The organism is Methylomonas montana (assembly GCF_030490285.1).
Classification (GTDB): Bacteria; Pseudomonadota; Gammaproteobacteria; order Methylococcales; family Methylomonadaceae; genus Methylomonas; species Methylomonas montana.
This window is the reverse complement of the sequence record NZ_CP129884.1, coordinates 947,209-965,619: the sequence shown is the minus strand read 5'-3', so window position 1 is coordinate 965,619 and position 18,411 is coordinate 947,209. Positions and strand designations below refer to the sequence as shown.

At 49.6% G+C, this 18,411-nt stretch carries 21 protein-coding genes; 9 read left to right on the top strand and 12 right to left on the bottom strand.

From position 1 onward, the window contains the following. Window positions 1-77: 77 nt before the first annotated feature. Complete coding sequence (locus tag QZJ86_RS04725) at window positions 78-239, bottom strand: hypothetical protein (RefSeq protein WP_301936867.1); 162 nt, start codon at window positions 237-239, stop codon at window positions 78-80. A gap of 285 nt (window positions 240-524) precedes the next feature. Here QZJ86_RS04725 and QZJ86_RS04720 point away from each other — a divergent pair, with 285 nt between their 5' ends. The 9 genes from QZJ86_RS04720 (at window position 525) to QZJ86_RS21565 (ending at window position 5,339) form a co-directional block, all read left to right on the top strand. Next, window positions 525-842, top strand: a complete 318-nt coding sequence (locus QZJ86_RS04720) for a hypothetical protein (protein WP_301936865.1) — start codon at window positions 525-527, stop codon at window positions 840-842. Further along, window positions 832-1,518, top strand: coding sequence for a hypothetical protein (locus QZJ86_RS04715; protein ID WP_301936863.1), 687 nt, complete (start codon window positions 832-834; stop codon window positions 1,516-1,518). Before QZJ86_RS04720 ends, QZJ86_RS04715 begins: the two co-directional genes overlap by 11 nt. A gap of 180 nt (window positions 1,519-1,698) precedes the next feature. Further along, on the top strand, window positions 1,699-2,106 hold the full coding sequence (locus tag QZJ86_RS04710) for a hypothetical protein (protein WP_301936861.1): 408 nt from the start codon (window positions 1,699-1,701) through the stop codon (window positions 2,104-2,106). A gap of 199 nt (window positions 2,107-2,305) precedes the next feature. Next, complete coding sequence (locus tag QZJ86_RS04705) at window positions 2,306-2,611, top strand: hypothetical protein (protein WP_301936859.1); 306 nt, start codon at window positions 2,306-2,308, stop codon at window positions 2,609-2,611. Between the two features lie 39 nt (window positions 2,612-2,650). Then, entirely contained in the window at window positions 2,651-3,520 is an 870-nt protein-coding gene (locus QZJ86_RS04700) for a hypothetical protein (protein ID WP_301936857.1), read from the top strand. A gap of 746 nt (window positions 3,521-4,266) precedes the next feature. Continuing rightward, the gene (locus QZJ86_RS04695; protein WP_301936855.1) at window positions 4,267-4,599 is read left to right on the top strand and encodes a hypothetical protein; all 333 of its coding nucleotides are present in this window, start codon (window positions 4,267-4,269) and stop codon (window positions 4,597-4,599) included. Beyond that, window positions 4,596-4,922, top strand: a complete 327-nt coding sequence (locus tag QZJ86_RS04690; RefSeq protein ID WP_301936853.1) for a hypothetical protein — start codon at window positions 4,596-4,598, stop codon at window positions 4,920-4,922. The genes QZJ86_RS04695 and QZJ86_RS04690 overlap by 4 nt, the downstream gene beginning before the upstream one ends. A gap of 20 nt (window positions 4,923-4,942) precedes the next feature. Further along, window positions 4,943-5,188: a hypothetical protein gene (locus QZJ86_RS04685; RefSeq protein WP_301936851.1), complete on the top strand. Its 246-nt coding sequence runs from the start codon at window positions 4,943-4,945 to the stop codon at window positions 5,186-5,188. Next, window positions 5,169-5,339 carry a hypothetical protein gene (locus tag QZJ86_RS21565; protein WP_407081651.1) on the top strand — a complete coding sequence of 57 codons (171 nt, stop codon included), beginning with the start codon at window positions 5,169-5,171 and terminating at the stop codon, window positions 5,337-5,339. Before QZJ86_RS04685 ends, QZJ86_RS21565 begins: the two co-directional genes overlap by 20 nt. 72 nt (window positions 5,340-5,411) lie before the next feature. Here the strand turns inward: QZJ86_RS21565 and QZJ86_RS04680 are convergent, their stop codons facing one another. The 11 genes from QZJ86_RS04680 to QZJ86_RS04630 form a co-directional block, all read right to left on the bottom strand. Beyond that, complete coding sequence (locus tag QZJ86_RS04680; protein ID WP_301936850.1) at window positions 5,412-6,308, bottom strand: LysR substrate-binding domain-containing protein; 897 nt, start codon at window positions 6,306-6,308, stop codon at window positions 5,412-5,414. A 107-nt stretch (window positions 6,309-6,415) separates the two neighbouring features. Next, window positions 6,416-7,459, bottom strand: coding sequence for a sulfate/molybdate ABC transporter ATP-binding protein (locus tag QZJ86_RS04675; RefSeq protein WP_301936848.1), 1,044 nt, complete (start codon window positions 7,457-7,459; stop codon window positions 6,416-6,418). Between the two features lie 125 nt (window positions 7,460-7,584). Then, a complete protein-coding gene (cysW, locus tag QZJ86_RS04670) occupies window positions 7,585-8,448 on the bottom strand; it encodes a sulfate ABC transporter permease subunit CysW (protein ID WP_301936846.1) in 864 nt (287 codons plus the stop codon). A gap of 8 nt (window positions 8,449-8,456) precedes the next feature. Beyond that, entirely contained in the window at window positions 8,457-9,284 is an 828-nt protein-coding gene (gene cysT, locus QZJ86_RS04665) for a sulfate ABC transporter permease subunit CysT (RefSeq protein WP_301936844.1), read from the bottom strand. A gap of 227 nt (window positions 9,285-9,511) precedes the next feature. Next, window positions 9,512-10,462 (bottom strand): cysteine synthase A, encoded by a 951-nt coding sequence (gene cysK / locus QZJ86_RS04660; protein WP_301936841.1) that lies wholly within the window; start codon window positions 10,460-10,462, stop codon window positions 9,512-9,514. 273 nt (window positions 10,463-10,735) lie between these two features. Next, window positions 10,736-11,638 (bottom strand): EAL domain-containing protein, encoded by a 903-nt coding sequence (locus QZJ86_RS04655; RefSeq protein ID WP_301936839.1) that lies wholly within the window; start codon window positions 11,636-11,638, stop codon window positions 10,736-10,738. 30 nt (window positions 11,639-11,668) lie between these two features. After that, on the bottom strand, window positions 11,669-12,667 hold the full coding sequence (locus tag QZJ86_RS04650; RefSeq protein WP_301936837.1) for a sulfate ABC transporter substrate-binding protein: 999 nt from the start codon (window positions 12,665-12,667) through the stop codon (window positions 11,669-11,671). Between the two features lie 147 nt (window positions 12,668-12,814). Beyond that, window positions 12,815-14,329, bottom strand: a complete 1,515-nt coding sequence (locus QZJ86_RS04645; protein WP_301936834.1) for an OprO/OprP family phosphate-selective porin — start codon at window positions 14,327-14,329, stop codon at window positions 12,815-12,817. 247 nt (window positions 14,330-14,576) lie between these two features. Then, on the bottom strand, window positions 14,577-14,762 hold the full coding sequence (locus QZJ86_RS04640; protein ID WP_301936832.1) for a YezD family protein: 186 nt from the start codon (window positions 14,760-14,762) through the stop codon (window positions 14,577-14,579). A gap of 367 nt (window positions 14,763-15,129) precedes the next feature. Then, window positions 15,130-16,773, bottom strand: a complete 1,644-nt coding sequence (locus QZJ86_RS04635; RefSeq protein ID WP_301936830.1) for a sulfotransferase — start codon at window positions 16,771-16,773, stop codon at window positions 15,130-15,132. 112 nt (window positions 16,774-16,885) lie between these two features. After that, on the bottom strand, window positions 16,886-17,932 hold the full coding sequence (locus tag QZJ86_RS04630; RefSeq protein ID WP_301936828.1) for a hypothetical protein: 1,047 nt from the start codon (window positions 17,930-17,932) through the stop codon (window positions 16,886-16,888). Window positions 17,933-18,411: the final 479 nt, after the last annotated feature.

Below are 18,411 nucleotides of genomic sequence, written 5' to 3'. Positions count from 1 at the left end.
TCGACCCGGCCAATTTTTGCCCTTCACGACCGTCCGTTTCATGGAGAAATGTTGATTGGATTTGACTAAAAAAGACCTCAGTTCTGCTTAATTCGGTCAATTGCTTCTAACAATGCCATGCGTACAAATTCTGATTCAGTCAGATTCAGGTAGCGTGCCTTGGCAAAAATACTGTGGGCTTGGGTTGGCGAAAAGCGAAAGGTTTTTGTAGTGCGCAAATGCTTGCATGGTTTTTTCATAAAAATACTCCTGTGTTGTATTACACGAGTATTTATCTCTGTGCTGCAATCCTGTCGTGAAAAAACAACCGCTGCAAATGTCGTTTAAAACGACAACTGCGCTAGCGAGTTTTGGTGCTCAAATAGCTTCATAGTGAAGTGTAAAATTCCAGCTCGCTACAAGCGTCTTCGCTTCCGTTTAGCCAAACTGTAAGACAAAATTTGAGCTAGTCTTGCTGTAGATCGCTCAGTTTGATTCAATGGTCAAGATTACATCATTAGGCATATACAAAAGTTTCCCAGAGCATGAAAAAAAACTCCACCATAGTGCTAATTTTCGCTGCCATTATTGCAGGTGCTATTTACACGCAAATTACCATATATGTCATTCCACCCATTGGTGCACTGCCCGAAGGCCAAACAGTAATTATCACCCGGTTAAATAAAACAGAGTTCGTTGATAGTCCAGATGGAATGTGTGAAAGAATCCAAGGTGGGGTCAGTTTGCTGTGCCGTGGAATGGTTATGGGTGCAGTAATCGATAAATCATCGATACTGTTGAGGCTTCCTTATAGCTCATGGCTATACAGCATATCGACAGGCGGTAAAGTCTATGAGCGTTAATAATACCAAGAGAAATAATATTAGAATTCACGCATTTCTAGCTCTATGTGGCTTCTTAGTGTCAGCCTGCTCTCAAAAATCTGAGCTCGATGAAGCAAATAAAAAAATAGCGGAACTTCAATCACAACTTGAGTTAGAAAAAGCCAAAAACAGCGCTAGTTCCAGTAAGGCACAGCCAACCGTTGAGTTAAAACCAATTACTACGACTGAAACAGACATCAAACCAACAATTGGTAATCAATGGATATATTCACAAGATAAGGATAAGATGAGTGGAGGTACGACATATCGTGCTCACACCCTAAGCACTAACACTGTGGAGTTCAACTTTCCTTATTCTGGAGAACAACACGCCGCCCTCAGTCTGAGAGATAGTCCTCGCCATGGAAAGGACGTTATGTTTAGGATTGAAAAAGGACAAATTCTTTGCCATTCCTACGAGGAATGCTCTGTGCTTGTGAGATTCGACGAGGACAAGCCATCTAGCTATTCAGCTGTAGGTCCCGCCGATAACAGCACGGAAGTCATATTTATCCAAAACTATAGCCGATTTGTCCAGAACATGACCAAATCAAAAACAGTGCGTATTTCCACAAACATTTATCAACAAGGAGCGCCAATTTTTGAATTTGACGTTAGCGGTTTTGATCATAAAAAATTCAAATCCAGCAAGTAGCTCTATAGAAACCCTTTGAGTATAACTAATAAACAGTCTGATTTGGTCTTATCTTAACGGGTGGCTAAACTTTATGACGAATTTATTGGTTAGTTTGCGTTGCAATGGGATTGGTTCGTAACCGGAATCTGCTAGATTCCACCGAAATGCATACATAAAGATAATCCGGCGAGGTAGCTTTTGAATATCAGCAATTTAATGTTAGTGTTGACCCTTTTCTTACTGACAGGATGCGGATCAATCATCACTGTCCCAATCGATCCGAATCCAATATCAACCGATAAATCCACTCTGATTATTTATCATGAACAAGGATTTACTGATGAATTCCCCGTTTTTCTTGATAAGAAGCCTCTGGGGCACGTTACTTCGGAAACTCCTTTAAAGGTTGAAGTTGAACCGGGTTCGCATGAAATCTACACTCAGGTCCCTATGAATGTGATTGATGAAATTAATAATTTTGTGGCAGAAAATGGAAAAACCCATTTTTTTAAAATAAGGCTTGAGTTAGGTATGTGGGTTAGCAATATCTGGACAGAGCTATCTCCAGAGATAACCTCCTATCAAGTTAGAAGTCATAAGCAATGAGCTTTTAGCGTGCAGTGACTAAGATGCTGTGTGCTTTGAGCCCTACTGCGGGAACGCTGACGCGTTAAATGTCGTTTAAAACGACAAACGCTCTGGCTGGTTCTGGTTTTGGCGCTCGTATAGTCCTGATTCGACCCGAAGCTGCCGCGCCAGCGATATTTCAAATTGTTAAAATTTCCCTATATAAGTGGAGATATAAGTGATAAAAATATTAATATCAGCATTAATAGCTTTAGGTGTTTGGCATAATCCAGTTAACGCTGATATTCAATATGAGTGTGGTGAAGTAGCTGTAGTCACTACTCAGGCTATTCGGCTTAAAAATAATGGATATAATCAAGATCAGGCATTAACTGTGATAATAGAAGATGCAGCTGAGCCAGAAAAAGCTAAAGCAATTGTCAATAAAACTTTCTCAGCAAACACCAATTCATATAAGAATAAGAGTTTTGATGATATATACAAAATTAGCTATAAACTCTGCTTGGCTGGTATAGGACCATAACCTTTAATGTCTAAAACAAAGATTTAGGTATTAATTAAAATGAATGACAATACAAACGACAAACGCAACCCTTATATAAACTCAGATGATCAACGTGAGCTACGTAAATCAATAATTGCATTTATTGATGTCCTTGGATTTAAAGAACTTGTTCGAAAGGCAAAAAATGAAGACAAATCGCAAGAAGCACTTTTAAATTTCCATCAAGCATTATCTTCTTGGCATAAGCGCGAAGAAGAATATTACAAAACGACATTTAAAATGCCTTTTATTGGGGGCAAAAACGACAAATATAAAATTCGTATTTTTACAGACTGCATTCTGATCGGTTGTCCAATTAGCAAGAGTGGGGGAAACTACAATTTTATAGAAGGATGTGATGAATTCTTCGACATGTTGTCAACAATTTATCTACTTCAAGTGGAAATGGTAAATCAAGGTTATTTTGTTCGAGGTGCTATTGTGGTTGACGAACTCTATATGGATGAAGTGATTATTTATGGAAATGGGGCCATAGAAGCTTACGAAGCAGAAGTAAATCAGGCCAAATATCCGCGCATTATTCTGACAAAATCAGCATCATCTGTTCTCGCAGAAATCAGCAAAGGCTTTGAAGATCAGCAGCGTGAAAATTATATCAATAAATTCTTTTTCAAGGACAGTGATGGGCAGATTTTTCTCAGTTATCTTGAATCCATTAAGATTGGCGATCATGATTTTCAATTTGTAGGTGACCTGACAAAACACAAGAAGATAATTGAATTGAAACTATCCGAATATCAAAACAATCCACATTGTTTAGAAAAATATTTATGGGTAGCTAATTACCATAATAATTTCTGTAACCAACCTCCCTACTACAATGATTACAGAATCGATTTAACTCCATATCATATGCGTCCAATATAAAACATCAAAAACTGGTCTTCATCAAGCGACAGCTTCACAACTTAAAACTGCCGCTCATGACAAAAGTTATAAGCAACTTCAGCGTCGCAAACTGGCCGATTGGTTGAGGTCGCCAATGACGGCTTTGTAGATCTCTAGTTCGCAGAATCTGGATTTGGCTGAATGGCGGGTTTGGAGAAGCGCGACAGGCCGGTTTGGGTCGCCTGGCGACCGTCAGCTGTTCAGATTCATCGCCCGAAAGCCGTCATTGAATTCCGATACCCGAAAGCGGTCGTTCGTCACTGATTCCTAACGACCCTTTTTGGTCGGTCGCGTTTCTCCAAACCGGCCATTCAGCCAGATCCAGATTTTGAAAACTGAAGTTTACAAAGCGGCCATTGGTAACCTCACCGACCGGCCAATAGCAAGCACAGAGCATGTTTTGATCAATGACAGCAAACTGGCCCATTGTTGCCAAAAACAGAAATTAACTCATAAATGCAGCTGCATTTTCACTTCTTTAGTTGTTCAACTGGCCACCGTTTAGGTGTAGATCATCGTCGTTTTCTAATCGCCGTATCGAGCAATTCCTGAATGGTGCAAAAACGACGTTGGCCTGTAAAATGCGGCTGGCAAAACTGTGGCGAAACGTAATAAAAAAATTCTTGAAGTTCACAAACTTATGGTTGCCACCCAGATTTCGTATTAGATATACTGCTGACAACTTGTTTGGTCGCTTACAAGATTCCGGGCGTTATCTCCTGCTAATGTACAAAACTGAAGACGGAAAAGAAACCGTACGCCCAGCCGATTTCAACATTCAGTTCGACAAAAGCCTCGGTGAATACGTTGTTTACCCCGATATCACAAAGGGTCTATCCTTTTCAAATTCTATTCAGCGACTGAAAGACATACCCATCAAAGGAAAAGTGTGGCTACTCCCCCGAGATACGCAGTTACCTGAAGACCTTGTGGTGAATTACAACACCATCGATCACCCATTGATCAATGTGAGCAAGAAAATGACTGTTGCGACGCTCATATCAAAACTCAAGGAACTTGAAAAAATGATGACGAATACTGGAGTAACCATACGATGAGTAAAATTGTTCCCTTCCCGTCAATTCTCAAACTCCAACTGAAAAAGATCGCCGAAGAGCGTGGATATCCAGTTGTTTCTGCAGTCGTTGAGAGAGGCGAGGCCGAGGAGTTGGTGCTGAATTCGGAAGATGAAGCGCAGGCGTTGGTCAATGTAGCCAGAATAGAGATGCTGGACGCCTCCTTAAAGTACCCGTTCTGGAATGACGACCTACCAAACTACGATCCTAAGCACGAAGATGCCTTTCAAGACATTCAAATGGGTATCTTTGAAAAAACAGTGATGTACTTGAGCCAAGAATTTAAGATTGTCTCTACTGTGTAGCCTTCTCAGATATGTCTGCTATGAAACATAGTCATTCTCCCGATGACAAGGATATAAGGCGAACAGACCTATCTATTGCCGAAAGAAAACGCCATCAACACGACTATCTTCCAGGGCAAGCAGATGGTTTCCTTGGCTTATGGCTAAAACCAAATGCGTCCTTTATCGTTCTGAAATGGGCAAGTCGTTTGATAAAAGGGGCGGGGACCATGCCAGAAATCAGCACTGAAGCATTAATTATTTGCCATTCAAGTTGTTGCTGCTGAAATTCGCGCTCTTCAAGAGGCCATACAGAATGGCGAAGCCGAGCCAGAGGAATACGCACTACTGGAGGAACGGCAAAGAGCCGCTGAAAATCTCAAAGCAGCTTACGACAAATTGGCGGTTAATGTGCTTAATCTTCCGCGCTATGAGTAACTAACATCGGGGTAATTGCCGCCGCATCAATGGCCATTTGATGCAACCACGTGGGATGGAACAATGGCTCGCTTATTTGTTTTGCCCCGACCTAGCCAACAGCTCGTTAATAAAATATTGCAGATAAGTCGGTAAATACAGTTGCTTCAAATAGGCGATCTTGGTCACCGAACGCGGGATCAAATGCGACAAATCCAGCGCCACCAAATCCTCGTCGTCGCTGCTTTCATAGGATGTGCCGGCTATAATGCCCACGCCCAAACCCAGTCTGACATAGGTTTTGATCACGTCGGAGTCGGCGGCGGACAAGGTAATATCCAGCTCCTTGCCGACGTTTTTAAAAGCCTTTTCGATATTGGAACGCCCGGTAAAACCCTGCGAATAAGTCAAAATCGGAAACGACGCCAGACGGCCCAGCGTAATGTCGCCTTGCGCCAGCGGATGATGGCGCGGCACCACGGCGATATGCTGCCAATCGTAGCAAGGCATGACCACCAGCTTGTCGTCCTCGTCTAGCCGTTCGGTGCAGATGGCGATATCGGCCTTATGATGATGCAGTTGCTCGATCAGTTCGTCCGGCGAGGACTGCACCATATAAATGGTAATACCAGGATATTTCTCCCGGAATTTTTGTATCGGCACCGGCAATAAGTATTTAGCCTGGGTATGGGTGGTGGCGATATGCAAGGTGCCGTTGCGGTTGTCGCGAAAGTCGTCGGCGATAGATTGGATATTCTTTTTAGCCTGATTGATCCTATCCACCTGCTCCATCACTCGCTCGCCCAGCGGTGTTAAACCCAACAATTTTTTGCCGTGGCGTTCGTACAACGGCGAACCCAGCTCCTCTTCCAGCAACTGCAACTGGCGGCTGGCGGCGGACTGCACCACGTGCATTTTCTCGGCTGCCTTGGATTGGTTGAAATTGGTTTCTTGCAGGGCTCGCAATAATTCAAGCTGATTAAGATTCATACCGGCCTTTTACCGTGGGGTGATTTGAGCAATCGGCAGCACAAGCGAACCATTTTTGCGTCCGTGCCGCGCTACGCTGCCAATAGCACTAGCTTTCGCTCCTGGTTTCAATTGAACCAATGCGCCTGCTTGATATGCACAGCAACCCGGTCGCCCTTATGCAAACCCAGCTGCTTGAAGCGTTCGTTGGGCATTTCCGCGAACAGCGTAGCGCCCGAGCCATTGTGCTGGGGATTGAACAACTCGACCCGTATCGTCGCGCCCAAATGCTGCCAGTCCTTCAAAGTGACCGGCGAACCGGAGGCCTCCTCGGCCTTGACGATGTCGATATGATGCGGACGAACATGGGCGAAGATGCCTTGCGGTTTTTCGGCCAGGATGCCGGCGCGCTGCAACCAGCTGCTCTCGGTTTCCGACAGATCGAAGACATTGGTCTGACCGATGAATTTGGAGACAAACGCATTGGCCGGATGATCGTAAATATCCGCCGGCGCACCTTGTTGCTCGATTCGGCCCTGGTTTAACACCACCACCTGACTGGCCACTTCCATCGCTTCTTCCTGATCGTGGGTAACGAAAATACTGGTGACATGCAATTCCTGATGCAGATTGCGCAGCCATTGTCGTAAATCCTTGCGAACGCTGGCATCCAATGCGCCGAACGGTTCGTCCAGCAACAATACGCTCGGCTCCACCGCTAACGCTCTAGCCAAAGCAATCCGCTGCCGCTGTCCACCGGACAATTGATCCGGAAAACGATCCGCCAACCAATCCAACTGCACCAATTCCAGTAAAGCGTGAACTTTTTTGCCGATAATCCCTTCGGCAGGACGTTCCTTGCGCGGCTTGACCCGCAGACCGAAGGCGATGTTATCGAACACCGTCATGTGCCGGAACAAGGCGTAATGCTGAAATACGAAGCCGATGCCGCGCCGACTGACATGCTGCTCGGTCTTGTCTTCGCCGCTGAGCAGCACCCTGCCGAAATCCGGGGTTTCCAGACCGGCGATGATGCGCAACAGCGTGGTCTTCCCGCAGCCGGACGGCCCCAGCAAGGCCACCAATTCGCCTTCCGGAATTTCCAGACTGACGTCGTGCAGCGCGGCAAATTTGCCAAAGTTTTTGCTGATGTTGGTTAACAGAATGCTCATATTGGTCTCTCGTAATGCATGTTATTCGGTTTACGCGGCAACAGGATTTCCCTCTTTTGAAAAAGAGGGGCCGGGGGAGATTTTTCAAACAAATCTCCCTCCTTTTAAACGGGGGCAATAAATCCCTAAGTCCTAGCCTGCTTCCATTCCAAAAAGCTTTTCAAAACCAGCGTGACGATCGCCAGGCCGGCCAGAATCGAGGCGCTGGCAAACGCGCCGATCACGTCGTAATCGTTGTAACTGACTTCCACATGCAAGGGCAGCGTGTTGGTCACGCCACGGATATGGCCGGATACCACCGATACCGCGCCAAATTCGCCCATCGCTCTGGCGTTGCACAGCAACACACCGTACAGCAAAGCCCATTTGATGTTCGGTAAGGTCACCAGAAAAAAGGTCTTCCAGCCGCTGGCACCCAGCGACAAGGCAGCCTCCTCTTCCTCGCTGCCCATTTCCTGCATCAACGGAATCAACTCCCGCGCCACAAACGGAAAAGTAATAAATATCGTCGCCAGCACGATGCCCGGCACCGCGAAAATCACCTTGATCTGATGCGCGGAAAACCATTCGCCGAACCAGCCTTGGGCACCAAACAGCAACACGAAAATCAGGCCGGAGATGACCGGCGACACCGAAAACGGCAGGTCGATCAAGGTCGTCAGCAGGCTTTTACCCCAAAATTCGAAGCGGGTAATCGCCCAGGCCGCCGCTACGCCGAACACGGTATTCAATGGCACGGTAATCAGTGCCACCAACAGAGTCAGATTCATCGCGGCGATCGCATCCGGCTGCGCTAGCGCCTGCCAATAAGCCAGCCACCCCTTGGAAAAAGCTTGAAACAACACCAGCGCCAGCGGCAAGCACAGAAACAGCACGATGAAGCCCACCGCTACGCCAACCAGCCCCCAGCGCACCCAAAAAGGGTCGTGTAGCGCTTTGTAGTTAGCTTGGCCTGTCGCGTCGCCGATCACATGAACGTTGGCGTGCATAATTTCTCCTAAACTTGTCCCGAGCGGCGCCGCGCCCAGAGTTGCAATAAGTTAACGATCAACAACATCAAAAAAGACACCAGCAGCATGGTCAAGGCAATGGCGGTCGCGCCGGCATACTGGTACTGTTCCAGCTTGGTGATGATCAGCAGCGGCACGATTTCCGACACATAAGGCAGATTACCGGCGATAAAAATCACCGAACCGTACTCGCCGACGCCTCGGGCAAAGGCCAGCGAAACCCCGGTCAGCAAGGCCGGAAAAATATTGGGAAAGATCACCTGGGTAAACACTTGCAAGCGCGAGGCCCCGAGGCTGGAAGCCGCTTCTTCCATGGTGGTGTCGAACTCCTGCAACACCGGTTCGACGGTGCGCACCACAAACGGGATGCCGATGAAAATCAAGGCCATCACAATACCCAGCGGGGTATAGGCCACATGAACATCAAACGTCTCGATCAACCATTTACCGAGCATGCCGCTAGGTTGAAAGATAGTCGCCAATACCACGCCAGCCACCGCCGTGGGTAAGGCGAACGGCAGATCGATCAAGGCATCCAGAAAACGTTTACCGGGAAACGGATAACGCACCAAAACCCAGGCAATCACGAAGCCGAACACGCCAGCCACCACGGCTGCAACCAACGAGGTGCCGAAACTGACCCGAAACGATGCCAACACCCGTTTGTGGGTGATGATCTCCAGATACTCATGCCAGCCCAGCTCCAGACTCTTGAAAACCAGCGTACTCAGCGGAATCAGCACCACCAGACCCAGATAAATCAAGGTGTATGCCAGCGCCGGTCGAAATCCCGGCATGATGTTGCTTTGTGTCATTTAGTGTCTCTACGCAGATACGGTTTAGGGCGTTATATCTGGAAGAGATAGTAAAGAATGCTGGATAGCATGTGAAATGATATAAATTGAAATTTATATCTTTAATTAAGATATTAGGCGAGTCAAAAATCCCTATTGGCGAAATCGCCGATAAACCAGCAAAAAACAATATCCCTATCAAGACGTGGAAATAGGCGACGAGAGCTCGAAACAGCCACTTTTTTTAACTAAACAGCAAACAACGCCGAACTCAAATAGCGTTCGCCGGAATCGGCCAGTACCGTGACGATGGTCTTGCCGGCATGTTCCGAGCGCTTGGCCAGACGCACCGCCGCCGCGACGGCCGCTCCACTGGAGATGCCGGCCAAAATGCCCTCTTCCTTGGCTAGACGCCGGGCATAATCGATCGCTTCATCATCTTCCACTGGTTCGATCAGATCGATTATCGATAAATCCAGATTCCCAGGCACAAAGCCGGCACCTATGCCTTGAATCCGATGTGGGGCCGCCTGCAAGGGCAGACCGGCGCGGGTCTGACTCAAGACCGGACTGCCGGCCGGTTCGACAGCGACGCTGATAATCGGCTTGCCGCTCTGGCTTTTCAGGTAGCGCGAGACGCCGGTAATGGTGCCGCCGGTGCCGACGCCGGCCACGAAGATATCGACATCGCCGCCGCTATCCCGCCAGATTTCCGGGCCGGTGGTCTGTTCATGTATTGCCGGATTGGCAGGATTTTTAAATTGCTCCAGCAGCAGATAATGCTCCGGATCGGCCGCGGCGATGGCTTCGGCTTTTTCCACCGCCGCCCGCATGCCCAATGCACCATCGGTCAGCAGCAATTTGGCGCCATAGGCTTGCAACAAAGTACGACGCTCTTGACTCATATTATCCGGCATCGTCAACGTGATCGGTAAGCCACGCGCGGCGGCCACTGCAGCTAAGGCGATGCCGGAATTGCCGCTGGTGGCCTCCAGCAAGGTCTTGCCCGATGTCAACAAACCCTGGCGTTCGGCGGCCCAGACCATCGCCGCGCCAACCCGGCATTTCACCGAATAGGATGGATTACGCCCCTCGATTTTGACCAACAAAGTCGCATCCAACCCCCGGCTGATATGGTTGAGTCGCACCAAGGGCGTACGGCCTATCGACTCGGAATTATCCTGGTACCAGGATGGCATGCAGCTCTCCTATTCAATGCGGGGCATGGGCCTTAATCGGCCAATATGACATATGGCGCGCGCCACATCATTCGTTACGGCCAATACTGCGGCAATTTGGAATGGTTGGATAGAACTAATTTAGTCCACTCATCGGCATCCCATCAAAAAAACCCGCCTGATCGGCGGGGCTAGCAGGATTGCCATAGGAGAGAACATCACTTGGATTCAATAGGATCGGGACGAATTTATTCGCCCCGACACGCGACCAAGTCGCGGTTTGTTTAAAAAAGCTTACATGCCGTGCTGGGCCGCGACACTGAAACTACCGAAATGATGCGGCGCGCCGGGCATCAGCGGGTTATCCGGATGCAATTGTCTGGGCTTGTTCCAGTGTCCGGCCGGTGCCGGCCGGCCCAGAAAATAGCCTTGCAGCAATTTGCCGCCGGCATCCAGCGCAATATCCAGCTGCATTTCGTTTTCGATGCCTTCGATGACCGCTTGCGCACCCAAGGCATGGATGATTTCGATCAGTTTCGGCAACACCCGGCGGATCTTGGCATCGGTTTGCGCCTGCTGGATGATGCTGAGATCCAGTTTGACGAAGCTAGGCGACAAGCGCCATAACCTATCCAGATTGGAATGGCGGCTACCGAAATTATCGATCGCCACCTGAAAGCCGCGTTCACGATAATTTTCCACCGCTTCAATCAGCTGTTGATCGGCTTCGACGGCGTTTTCCATGATCTCCAACACCACCTGTGTAGTCGGCACCGAATGCAAGTGCAGAATGTGTTCGAACACCTTGCCATGCGTGTTGACACTGACCAGCAACTTGGGGTGCACGTTTAAAAACAGCAAGCCCTTGTCCACTGGCAGATTCAGATAGTTGAGCATGTGCAAGGTTCTGGCAACCCGATCCAGTTTGACCAGTTTGCCCTGATTATCCGCCCAGCTAAAGGCGAAATCCGGCGTCACCGCTTCCAGGCCAGTCGAAGTACGCAGCAAAGCTTCGTAACCCAACAGCCCTTCCGAGGTAGCAGTATCGAAAATCGGCTGAAACTCGCTACGCAACCTCAGACCGATAAACCGGCTCAGCACTTCCTGTTGCTCGAGTTCCAGTTTGAACTCGTCCAGATCCAGATACAAAGCCCTTTCCAGATCGTCCCGAATCAATTCGATCGTGTCTTCCACCATTGCTACATCCTCCTCTATCGGACTTGCCTGTTAACGTCCGTAAATCTTGTCAAACACACCGTCATCGGCGAAGTGCTTGGCTTGCACCGCAGGCCAGCCACCTAAATCGGCGATGTTAACCAACTCCAGCGCCGGGAATTGTTTGGAGTACTTGGCCGCCACCTCTTTATCGGAAGGACGGTAATAATTTTTGGCGATAATTTCCTGGCCTTCCTTGCCGTACAGATATTTCAGATACTCGGTGGCCACTTCGGTGGTGCCGTGTTTACGCGCCACGTCTTCCACGACGGTAACAGGTGGTTCCGCCAGGATACTGAACGACGGTGTGACCACTTCAAACTTGTCCGCGCCGAACTCTTTTAACACCAGATAAGCTTCGTTTTCCCAGGTGATCAACACATCGCCGATTTCCCGCTCGGCAAATGTCGTGGTTGAACCACGAGCGCCGGTGTCCAGCACTGACGCATTTTTGAACAGTTTGCTGACAAATTCTTTAGCCGCCTCTTCGCTATTGCCGTTATGTTTCAAGGCATATGCCCAAGCCGCCATATAGTTCCAACGCGCGCCGCCGGAGGTTTTCGGATTTGGAGTCACCACGCTGATGCCGGATTTGATTAAATCGTTCCAATCCTTGATTTTTTGTGGATTGCCTTTACGCACCACGAACACGATGGTTGAGGTATAAGGCGAACTGTTGTTAGGCAGCTGGCTTTGCCATTTTTCCGGGATCAGGTTGCGTCTGCTGAGCTGATCGATATCTGCGGAAATCGCCAGAGTCACCACATCGGCCTCCAGACCATCCAGCACCGCCCGCGCCTGTTTGCCACCGCCGCCGTGCGACTGGTTGACGGTGACGTTATCGCCGTTTTTACCCTTCCAGTACTTGGCAAAAGCTTGGTTGTACTCTTTATAAAATTCGCGGGTCGGATCGTAGGACACATTAAGCAGAGTAACATCCGCCGCCTGCACCTTGCCCACTGCCGCTACCAACAATACGGCAGCCACTACGCTTGCTAACTTGTTCTTCATAAATATCTCTCTGTAAGCTAAATTTATATCGTTCGAAAATTAGGTTGTCATGCCCGCATCCATGCGGCTACCCAGCCAACGCCGAAACCAAGCGCCGCCATCCCTGGCGAACCGGATACCGGCTTCCCAGCCGGAATGACTAACTCGTTAAAATGCCAGCTGGAAACGAGTGGCAAACACATTTTCCGACGGCCTGTTGGCAACAAGCGCCGCAGTACCCGCACCGCCATCGAAATAGGTTTGCTCGTAATCGGCCATGATCCGGGCATTCTGGTTGATGAACCAATTCACACCCACTGCCCAGGCGGTGGCGTTTCTTGCCGATCTTGACGGATCCAGATAGAGGAAAGCCTTGTCATCGACATGAAACTCGCTGAATCGACCAGCCACCTGGAACGCGCCCCAACTACCCGCTAACGGATCGAATGGTCGCATCGGTTTGACGCTCTGGAAGGTATTGTCCTCGCCGGTCAATACGTAGGAGAGCTGCACCTGCCAAGCGGTATTGTTGATCTGATTACGAACCGGAGCGCCCGCCGAATTCACGACTTCCTGTGCCGACAAGGCATATTCGCCCATCACGCCAAACGGCCCGGCATACCAATAAGCTTGCGGATATATGCGGTAATGCGCGCCGTCAGCAATGAGCGCTGTCTGAGCAGCGTTTCTTAAACTGCCATAATTCAGGAAAGTCGTGCGGCCGATCGGAGTCCCTTGGTTTTTAAGCGCTTGCCGCTGAGGCCGTTCCCAGCTTCCAGCCAGACCGAGACCCAGGCCCTCCAGCCAGCTATTACCGCCATGCTGGAACGGATGTACCCACAACCGGCCGGCAAATTCCTTCGGATCATCCGTATCGGGCGAGTTTTTATCCGGACTACCGTCATCGCCGGAACCGTTGAACACACCCAACTGGTAGCTAATAAAGTTTCTAAAATCCACCGGGCCGGCGTAATCGGCTTTATAGCCCGGTTTGGCGAACGAACCGTGCAGCATCACGCCGACATCGCGGTTGCTGGCCAGATAAGTTGGAAACGCCCGCTCTAGGAACATACCATCAGCGTCGCCTTGCAAACGCTCTAAACTGATAGGCGTTTTCTGTTTACCGACGCTCAAGCTGGCATACGGCAAATAGGCGTAATCCACGTAAGCGTCTGGCAGGATATTATTTGCCGCAAAATCCGGCATGATTTTGAAATACAGCTTGTCCCAAAACTTGCCTTCCAGCCAGATCCGGGCCTGCTTCAATTCAAATTTATCGGTGGTTGGTGTCGATCCACCGGTAAAGAATCGTGCATCGGTCTGTACCGCGCCGCGTATCCTCACCTGATGTTTGTTATCCGGCGAAGAAATCCTGAATCCATCCGAAGCGGCTTCCACTTTAGGCGTTCTGCTGGCGGCGGCAGTGGCGACTTCCTTATCTACCTCAAGTTTGCGTTCCAGCGTATTGATCTTGCGGTTCAGTTTTTCCACCTCGGCGCTAGGCTGTGCGGTGGTTGTCGCTTGCTCGGCAACGGAAGCGGCTTTCTCGAATTTTTCCAGACGGCTTTCTAGTTCGCGAATGCGTTGTTCTAATGCGTCAGTACTTGCGGCATGCGCGGCCGGTACGCCGAGCAGTGCCAAATTAATCGCGCTTATTAGGGTTTTGCGTCGATAATTTTTCATCTCTTTTCCTGTTAGCAAACACTTCCGGCGATCCGGTCAGTTTGTCGTTGTCGTTTTTTTATGCAAAATCTCCGGTGATCCGGTTGAATTGACTGGGTAATGCCGTTGATCAATCTTCGAAAAAGCCCTCGCACCCATTTGGTTGGCGGCAGGGTTTGAATTACGCCCTTGTGGGCTCCGAATGATTCGACGATCTATGATTTTTAGTCGAATCGAACCCTTGAGCGATTTCCCGCATTGATTGGCTTTAAGCCGCCGATTTAGATTCGGTAATCCGAAACCGCTCGCGCTTATCGATCTGCACGATCCGACCGTCGTGAATCACAACCTCGACCGATCCGAAACGGATGTCTTTCAAGATGGTCGCAATTTGCAGGGCAATTTCCTTGTTATCGCCCTGTTTTAAAGAATGATTGCTGAGCTCAATCGCCATATAGCCTCCTAGAGTATGGTGGGTTACCTTGGGTTGATGATGCGCTGTCACAAGTTGTAGCTGGTGACCGTTAGACACATGATAAGGAAGCCGAAAAACGATTGAAAACGATATAAATAGAAATGAAAATCTAATAATAAGATATACGAGGCGCCAGAGTTGTTGCCAGAGCAGCACTATTGCCTTGTTTACAGACATGAAAAAACCAATCCGGAAGCTATACGGTCCGCATGGTTTTAGTTTGAATAAATCGCCGTCCCCGCCAAAAGCGGGAATCAAAGACCGCGCAATGAACCCTGCACGTTAACTTTTCCAGGTTTCAGCTTTTGCGGGAAAGATAATCTCGATGAGTAAGTGCTTTGCGGAACTATCGATAACCGAAGGCTTCGATATAGGGCGCCAGCAGGGGCATGATGGGCTCAAACTGTTCGGTATAAGCCGACCAACGCGCCACTGCCGAACCGTATAAAGGTTGCGATACCGCCGCAAAACTGGGGGTCGCGACATAGCGTCCAGCGACCCGTTCATGGTAACGGCTCACGTCCGGATGCCAGGCCACGCCCAACAGCGCAAACACCCGGCGAAAACTGGTTTCAAAATCGCTCACCACGTCCTCGTAGCGCAATTCCAGATACTCGGGTGCAATTCGCTGGCGCAGGCTCAGCCATAAATCCATCACCGCCGCGTATTGCCTGGCGATGCCTGACCAAGACAACAAATTGACCGTGGCCGGCGCGGCGGTAAACGCCTGCATCGCACAACTCAGACAAACATCGCGAGGATCGCGCAAGGCGAACAGAATTTTGGCTTCCGGGAACAGACAACTGATCAGGCCGGTTTCAATGCTGTTCAATGCCACTTTATTCACAAAGCGCTTTTTCAAAGCCACCGGGGTAAATTCTTCGCTGACACGTTGCCAGTAGAAACGTCGCAAGCGGCGAACTTGATCGATATTCAGGCGGCGCAAAGCCTCGGGCGGATTGTTGGTAACACCGGTCATCGCCGCCAACTCGGCAAGCGTTTCCTCGATCAACCGATTTTCGTCCGACGTCAACACCTCCGGGTGCATTGCCAGCACCTGTTCGGTCAAGGTGGTGCCTGAGCGTAGAAAGCCGATTAAAAACACGGGCGCCGGCCAATCGTCGGCAAAATCGGCTACCGACCAGCGCCTGAGCAATGCGTCGTCGTAACCCTGTTTAAATAAAGCAATGTTATTAAAAATGTACTCGGCATCGACACGGCTCAGTTCCGGTAAGGAGCGATGCAGATCGCCGGCCTTGCTCAACATCGCAAAGGCATCGGCGTAGCGTTGTTGTTTATCGTATACCTTGGCTAATTCCAAACAGGCCCTCGCCAGCTGTTTAGGATCGCGCTCCTGCGCAATCACTTGCTCCAAGCGTCGCTGAGCCTTTTCGAATTGTTTTTTATCCAATTCCAACAAGGCCATCAAAATCTGGCAACCGGCATCTTCCGGTGCCAAGCGCAACACCTTGGTCATCGCCGCAATCGCCTGATCGGTGTGATTCAGCCGATGCAGGCACGCCGCAACGCCATAGTGCGCCACTGGATTATCGGGCATCCGTTTGACTGCAGCCCTGGCCAATTGCAAAGCCCAATCCAACTCGCCCCACATTTGCAGCTGCTCGGCCAGTTCCAATAGCAAGCAGGCTTCGATTTTCTCCGGATGACGCAACATCTGCTTGGCGGCTTTCGCCAGATATTGACTGCCCTCGGCGCGCCGATGCCGCCGGCACAAGCCTTGGCCAACTCCCGCCAAGGCTTCAATATTGTTAGGTTTGATCGCCAGCACTTCGCGATAGCATTGCTCGGCGACGGCGAAATTGCCTTGTTGGTAAGCATGGTTGCGAGCACGATCCAGCAATACTTGATAATCGATAGCTCCGGCCTGAACGGGCCGGCCGGCTGTTTCGCAGCAATGCTTGTATTTTTTGCCGCTATTGCAAGGACAAGGATCGTTACGTCCGGATTTTTGGTAATTTATGTTGCTCATTGCCGTCGATATGGCTACATCAAAATGATTGAGCAGCCTACAAATCCAGCCTTGCGGCACAGATTGAAAGGCGAAGTGGACACTTCGCCCCGCTATTCAAATTAACTTGAAATTAAACGGCAAGTGCCGGTTTGCGACGGCCAAAACCGATCATCCCAGCCATTGCACTCGCAAATAGCCATACCGCGCCAGGGACGGGCACCGCAGTAACCGTCAATTCGTGCCAACCGGTACCGTAAGCTTTAGACACGGTGGTCGCGCCAGTTGCCAGCGTGGTGACCGTTTTGGTTTGATAGGGGCCGCAATCGACTAAATCCACACAACTGCCGCCGATAGCGATCAGGTAACTGCCCGCGCCCAGATTGACGGTTAAATCGGTATAGAGAAAGCCGTCCGCATTAGTTCCGGCAGAAGAACCCGACGAACCGGAGCCGACTAAATCGCCGTTACCGTTGCGCCAACCACTGAAACCGGAGTTGGAATAACCAACAAAACCATTGACGCCGCCAGTCGCGAGAAATGTGGCGTTATTGGTACCGTTAGGCGCCGCCACCTGGTTAAACCCCATGGTGTTGTTGTTGCCGCCTGTGGTGTATCCATAGGCGAGCGGGCTTTGCACGGTAATTGGATTGTTGCTTGAGGTCGCGCCGGTAAAGGCACTCCCGGCCAATGACCAGACGCTGAAAGCAGGATGAATGGTTTTATCCTGCACCATGGCAGAATAAGTCGTTGTAGAGGTTGCATTCGATGAGTCGGCCAACCCGGCTACATTACGAAAACCAATGATTTCCGATTTAATCCGGTAGCTACCAGTATCGGTGATATTGACTTGCACCCAATTGGCATTGTGCATCCAACCCAGGTCGATCGCCATATCGGCCCAGGACTTAACGGTGGTGGCATTATGATAAACACCGGCCTGACTAGCGCCCGCAGTCAAAATAGTGCCTGTCGCAATCGCCCGACCGGCACTGTCAAAGCCACCGCCATTGTCTAGCGCGGTACCAATGGCATTGGTGCCGGCGCCGTTGGTAATCGTTTGCGCTGAGTTAAACGTTTGCGTGGCGTTGGTCACGCTAATCGCACTTGCATGCGATGCCGTCAAGGCCAACGCAGTACCGGTCAAAATTTGCGCAACCGCTTTTTTAACATGTTTCATGTATAGATTTCCTTGTAAACAATTTGCGGAAAAGCAATTGCTGAGCTCGTCATCCCCCCCGCTCGGAGCCCGATACTCGAGACTAATTGCCTTCTAAATGGCGCCCCCTTCGCAACTTAAGCTTCGGCATGATCGCCATCGGGAACCGATTCCCTCTCCAGGAACCATTATCAGTAATGCAAAATACGGGCCACAATAAAATTCGCTTAAAAGACAGTGTGCTACACGAGAACTAATTCGCAAAATACCCTATAATTTATGTGATATAGCTCGCAATATAGGTGATTTGCCGTATGATGGCACTTTGGCAACCAGGAGAACCGTTTCGATCTTTTTGCAAGACCGAGCCGATTTCCATCCCGATTGCATATTCGCCGGCAAGCAGTTACCAAAAGAATAGGTTCGGGCGTGCCGCCATCCCATCCGATAAATGCCGAACGAAATACGCCAGTTTGGTAATTAGTGTAAAACCTGACCCG

Bases quoted from the DNA above. Each gene is read 5' to 3' on its own strand.
- QZJ86_RS04720 (WP_301936865.1), top strand. From the start codon at position 525: ATGAAAAAAAACTCCACCATAGTGCTAATTTTCGCTGCCATTATTGCA.
- cysK (WP_301936841.1), bottom strand. From the start codon at position 10,462: ATGCCATCCTGGTACCAGGATAATTCCGAGTCGATAGGCCGTACGCCC.
- QZJ86_RS04645 (WP_301936834.1), bottom strand. From the start codon at position 14,329: ATGAAAAATTATCGACGCAAAACCCTAATAAGCGCGATTAATTTGGCA.
- QZJ86_RS04715 (WP_301936863.1), top strand. From the start codon at position 832: ATGAGCGTTAATAATACCAAGAGAAATAATATTAGAATTCACGCATTT.
- QZJ86_RS04695 (WP_301936855.1), top strand. From the start codon at position 4,267: ATGTACAAAACTGAAGACGGAAAAGAAACCGTACGCCCAGCCGATTTC.
- QZJ86_RS04635 (WP_301936830.1), bottom strand. From the start codon at position 16,773: ATGAGCAACATAAATTACCAAAAATCCGGACGTAACGATCCTTGTCCT.
- QZJ86_RS04685 (WP_301936851.1), top strand. From the start codon at position 4,943: ATGAAACATAGTCATTCTCCCGATGACAAGGATATAAGGCGAACAGAC.
- QZJ86_RS04690 (WP_301936853.1), top strand. From the start codon at position 4,596: ATGAGTAAAATTGTTCCCTTCCCGTCAATTCTCAAACTCCAACTGAAA.
- QZJ86_RS04675 (WP_301936848.1), bottom strand. From the start codon at position 7,459: ATGAGCATTCTGTTAACCAACATCAGCAAAAACTTTGGCAAATTTGCC.
- QZJ86_RS04680 (WP_301936850.1), bottom strand. From the start codon at position 6,308: ATGAATCTTAATCAGCTTGAATTATTGCGAGCCCTGCAAGAAACCAAT.
- cysW (WP_301936846.1), bottom strand. From the start codon at position 8,448: ATGCACGCCAACGTTCATGTGATCGGCGACGCGACAGGCCAAGCTAAC.
- cysT (WP_301936844.1), bottom strand. From the start codon at position 9,284: ATGACACAAAGCAACATCATGCCGGGATTTCGACCGGCGCTGGCATAC.
- QZJ86_RS04655 (WP_301936839.1), bottom strand. From the start codon at position 11,638: ATGGTGGAAGACACGATCGAATTGATTCGGGACGATCTGGAAAGGGCT.
- QZJ86_RS04725 (WP_301936867.1), bottom strand. From the start codon at position 239: ATGAAAAAACCATGCAAGCATTTGCGCACTACAAAAACCTTTCGCTTT.
- QZJ86_RS04700 (WP_301936857.1), top strand. From the start codon at position 2,651: ATGAATGACAATACAAACGACAAACGCAACCCTTATATAAACTCAGAT.
- QZJ86_RS04650 (WP_301936837.1), bottom strand. From the start codon at position 12,667: ATGAAGAACAAGTTAGCAAGCGTAGTGGCTGCCGTATTGTTGGTAGCG.
- QZJ86_RS04640 (WP_301936832.1), bottom strand. From the start codon at position 14,762: ATGGCGATTGAGCTCAGCAATCATTCTTTAAAACAGGGCGATAACAAG.
- QZJ86_RS04630 (WP_301936828.1), bottom strand. From the start codon at position 17,932: ATGAAACATGTTAAAAAAGCGGTTGCGCAAATTTTGACCGGTACTGCG.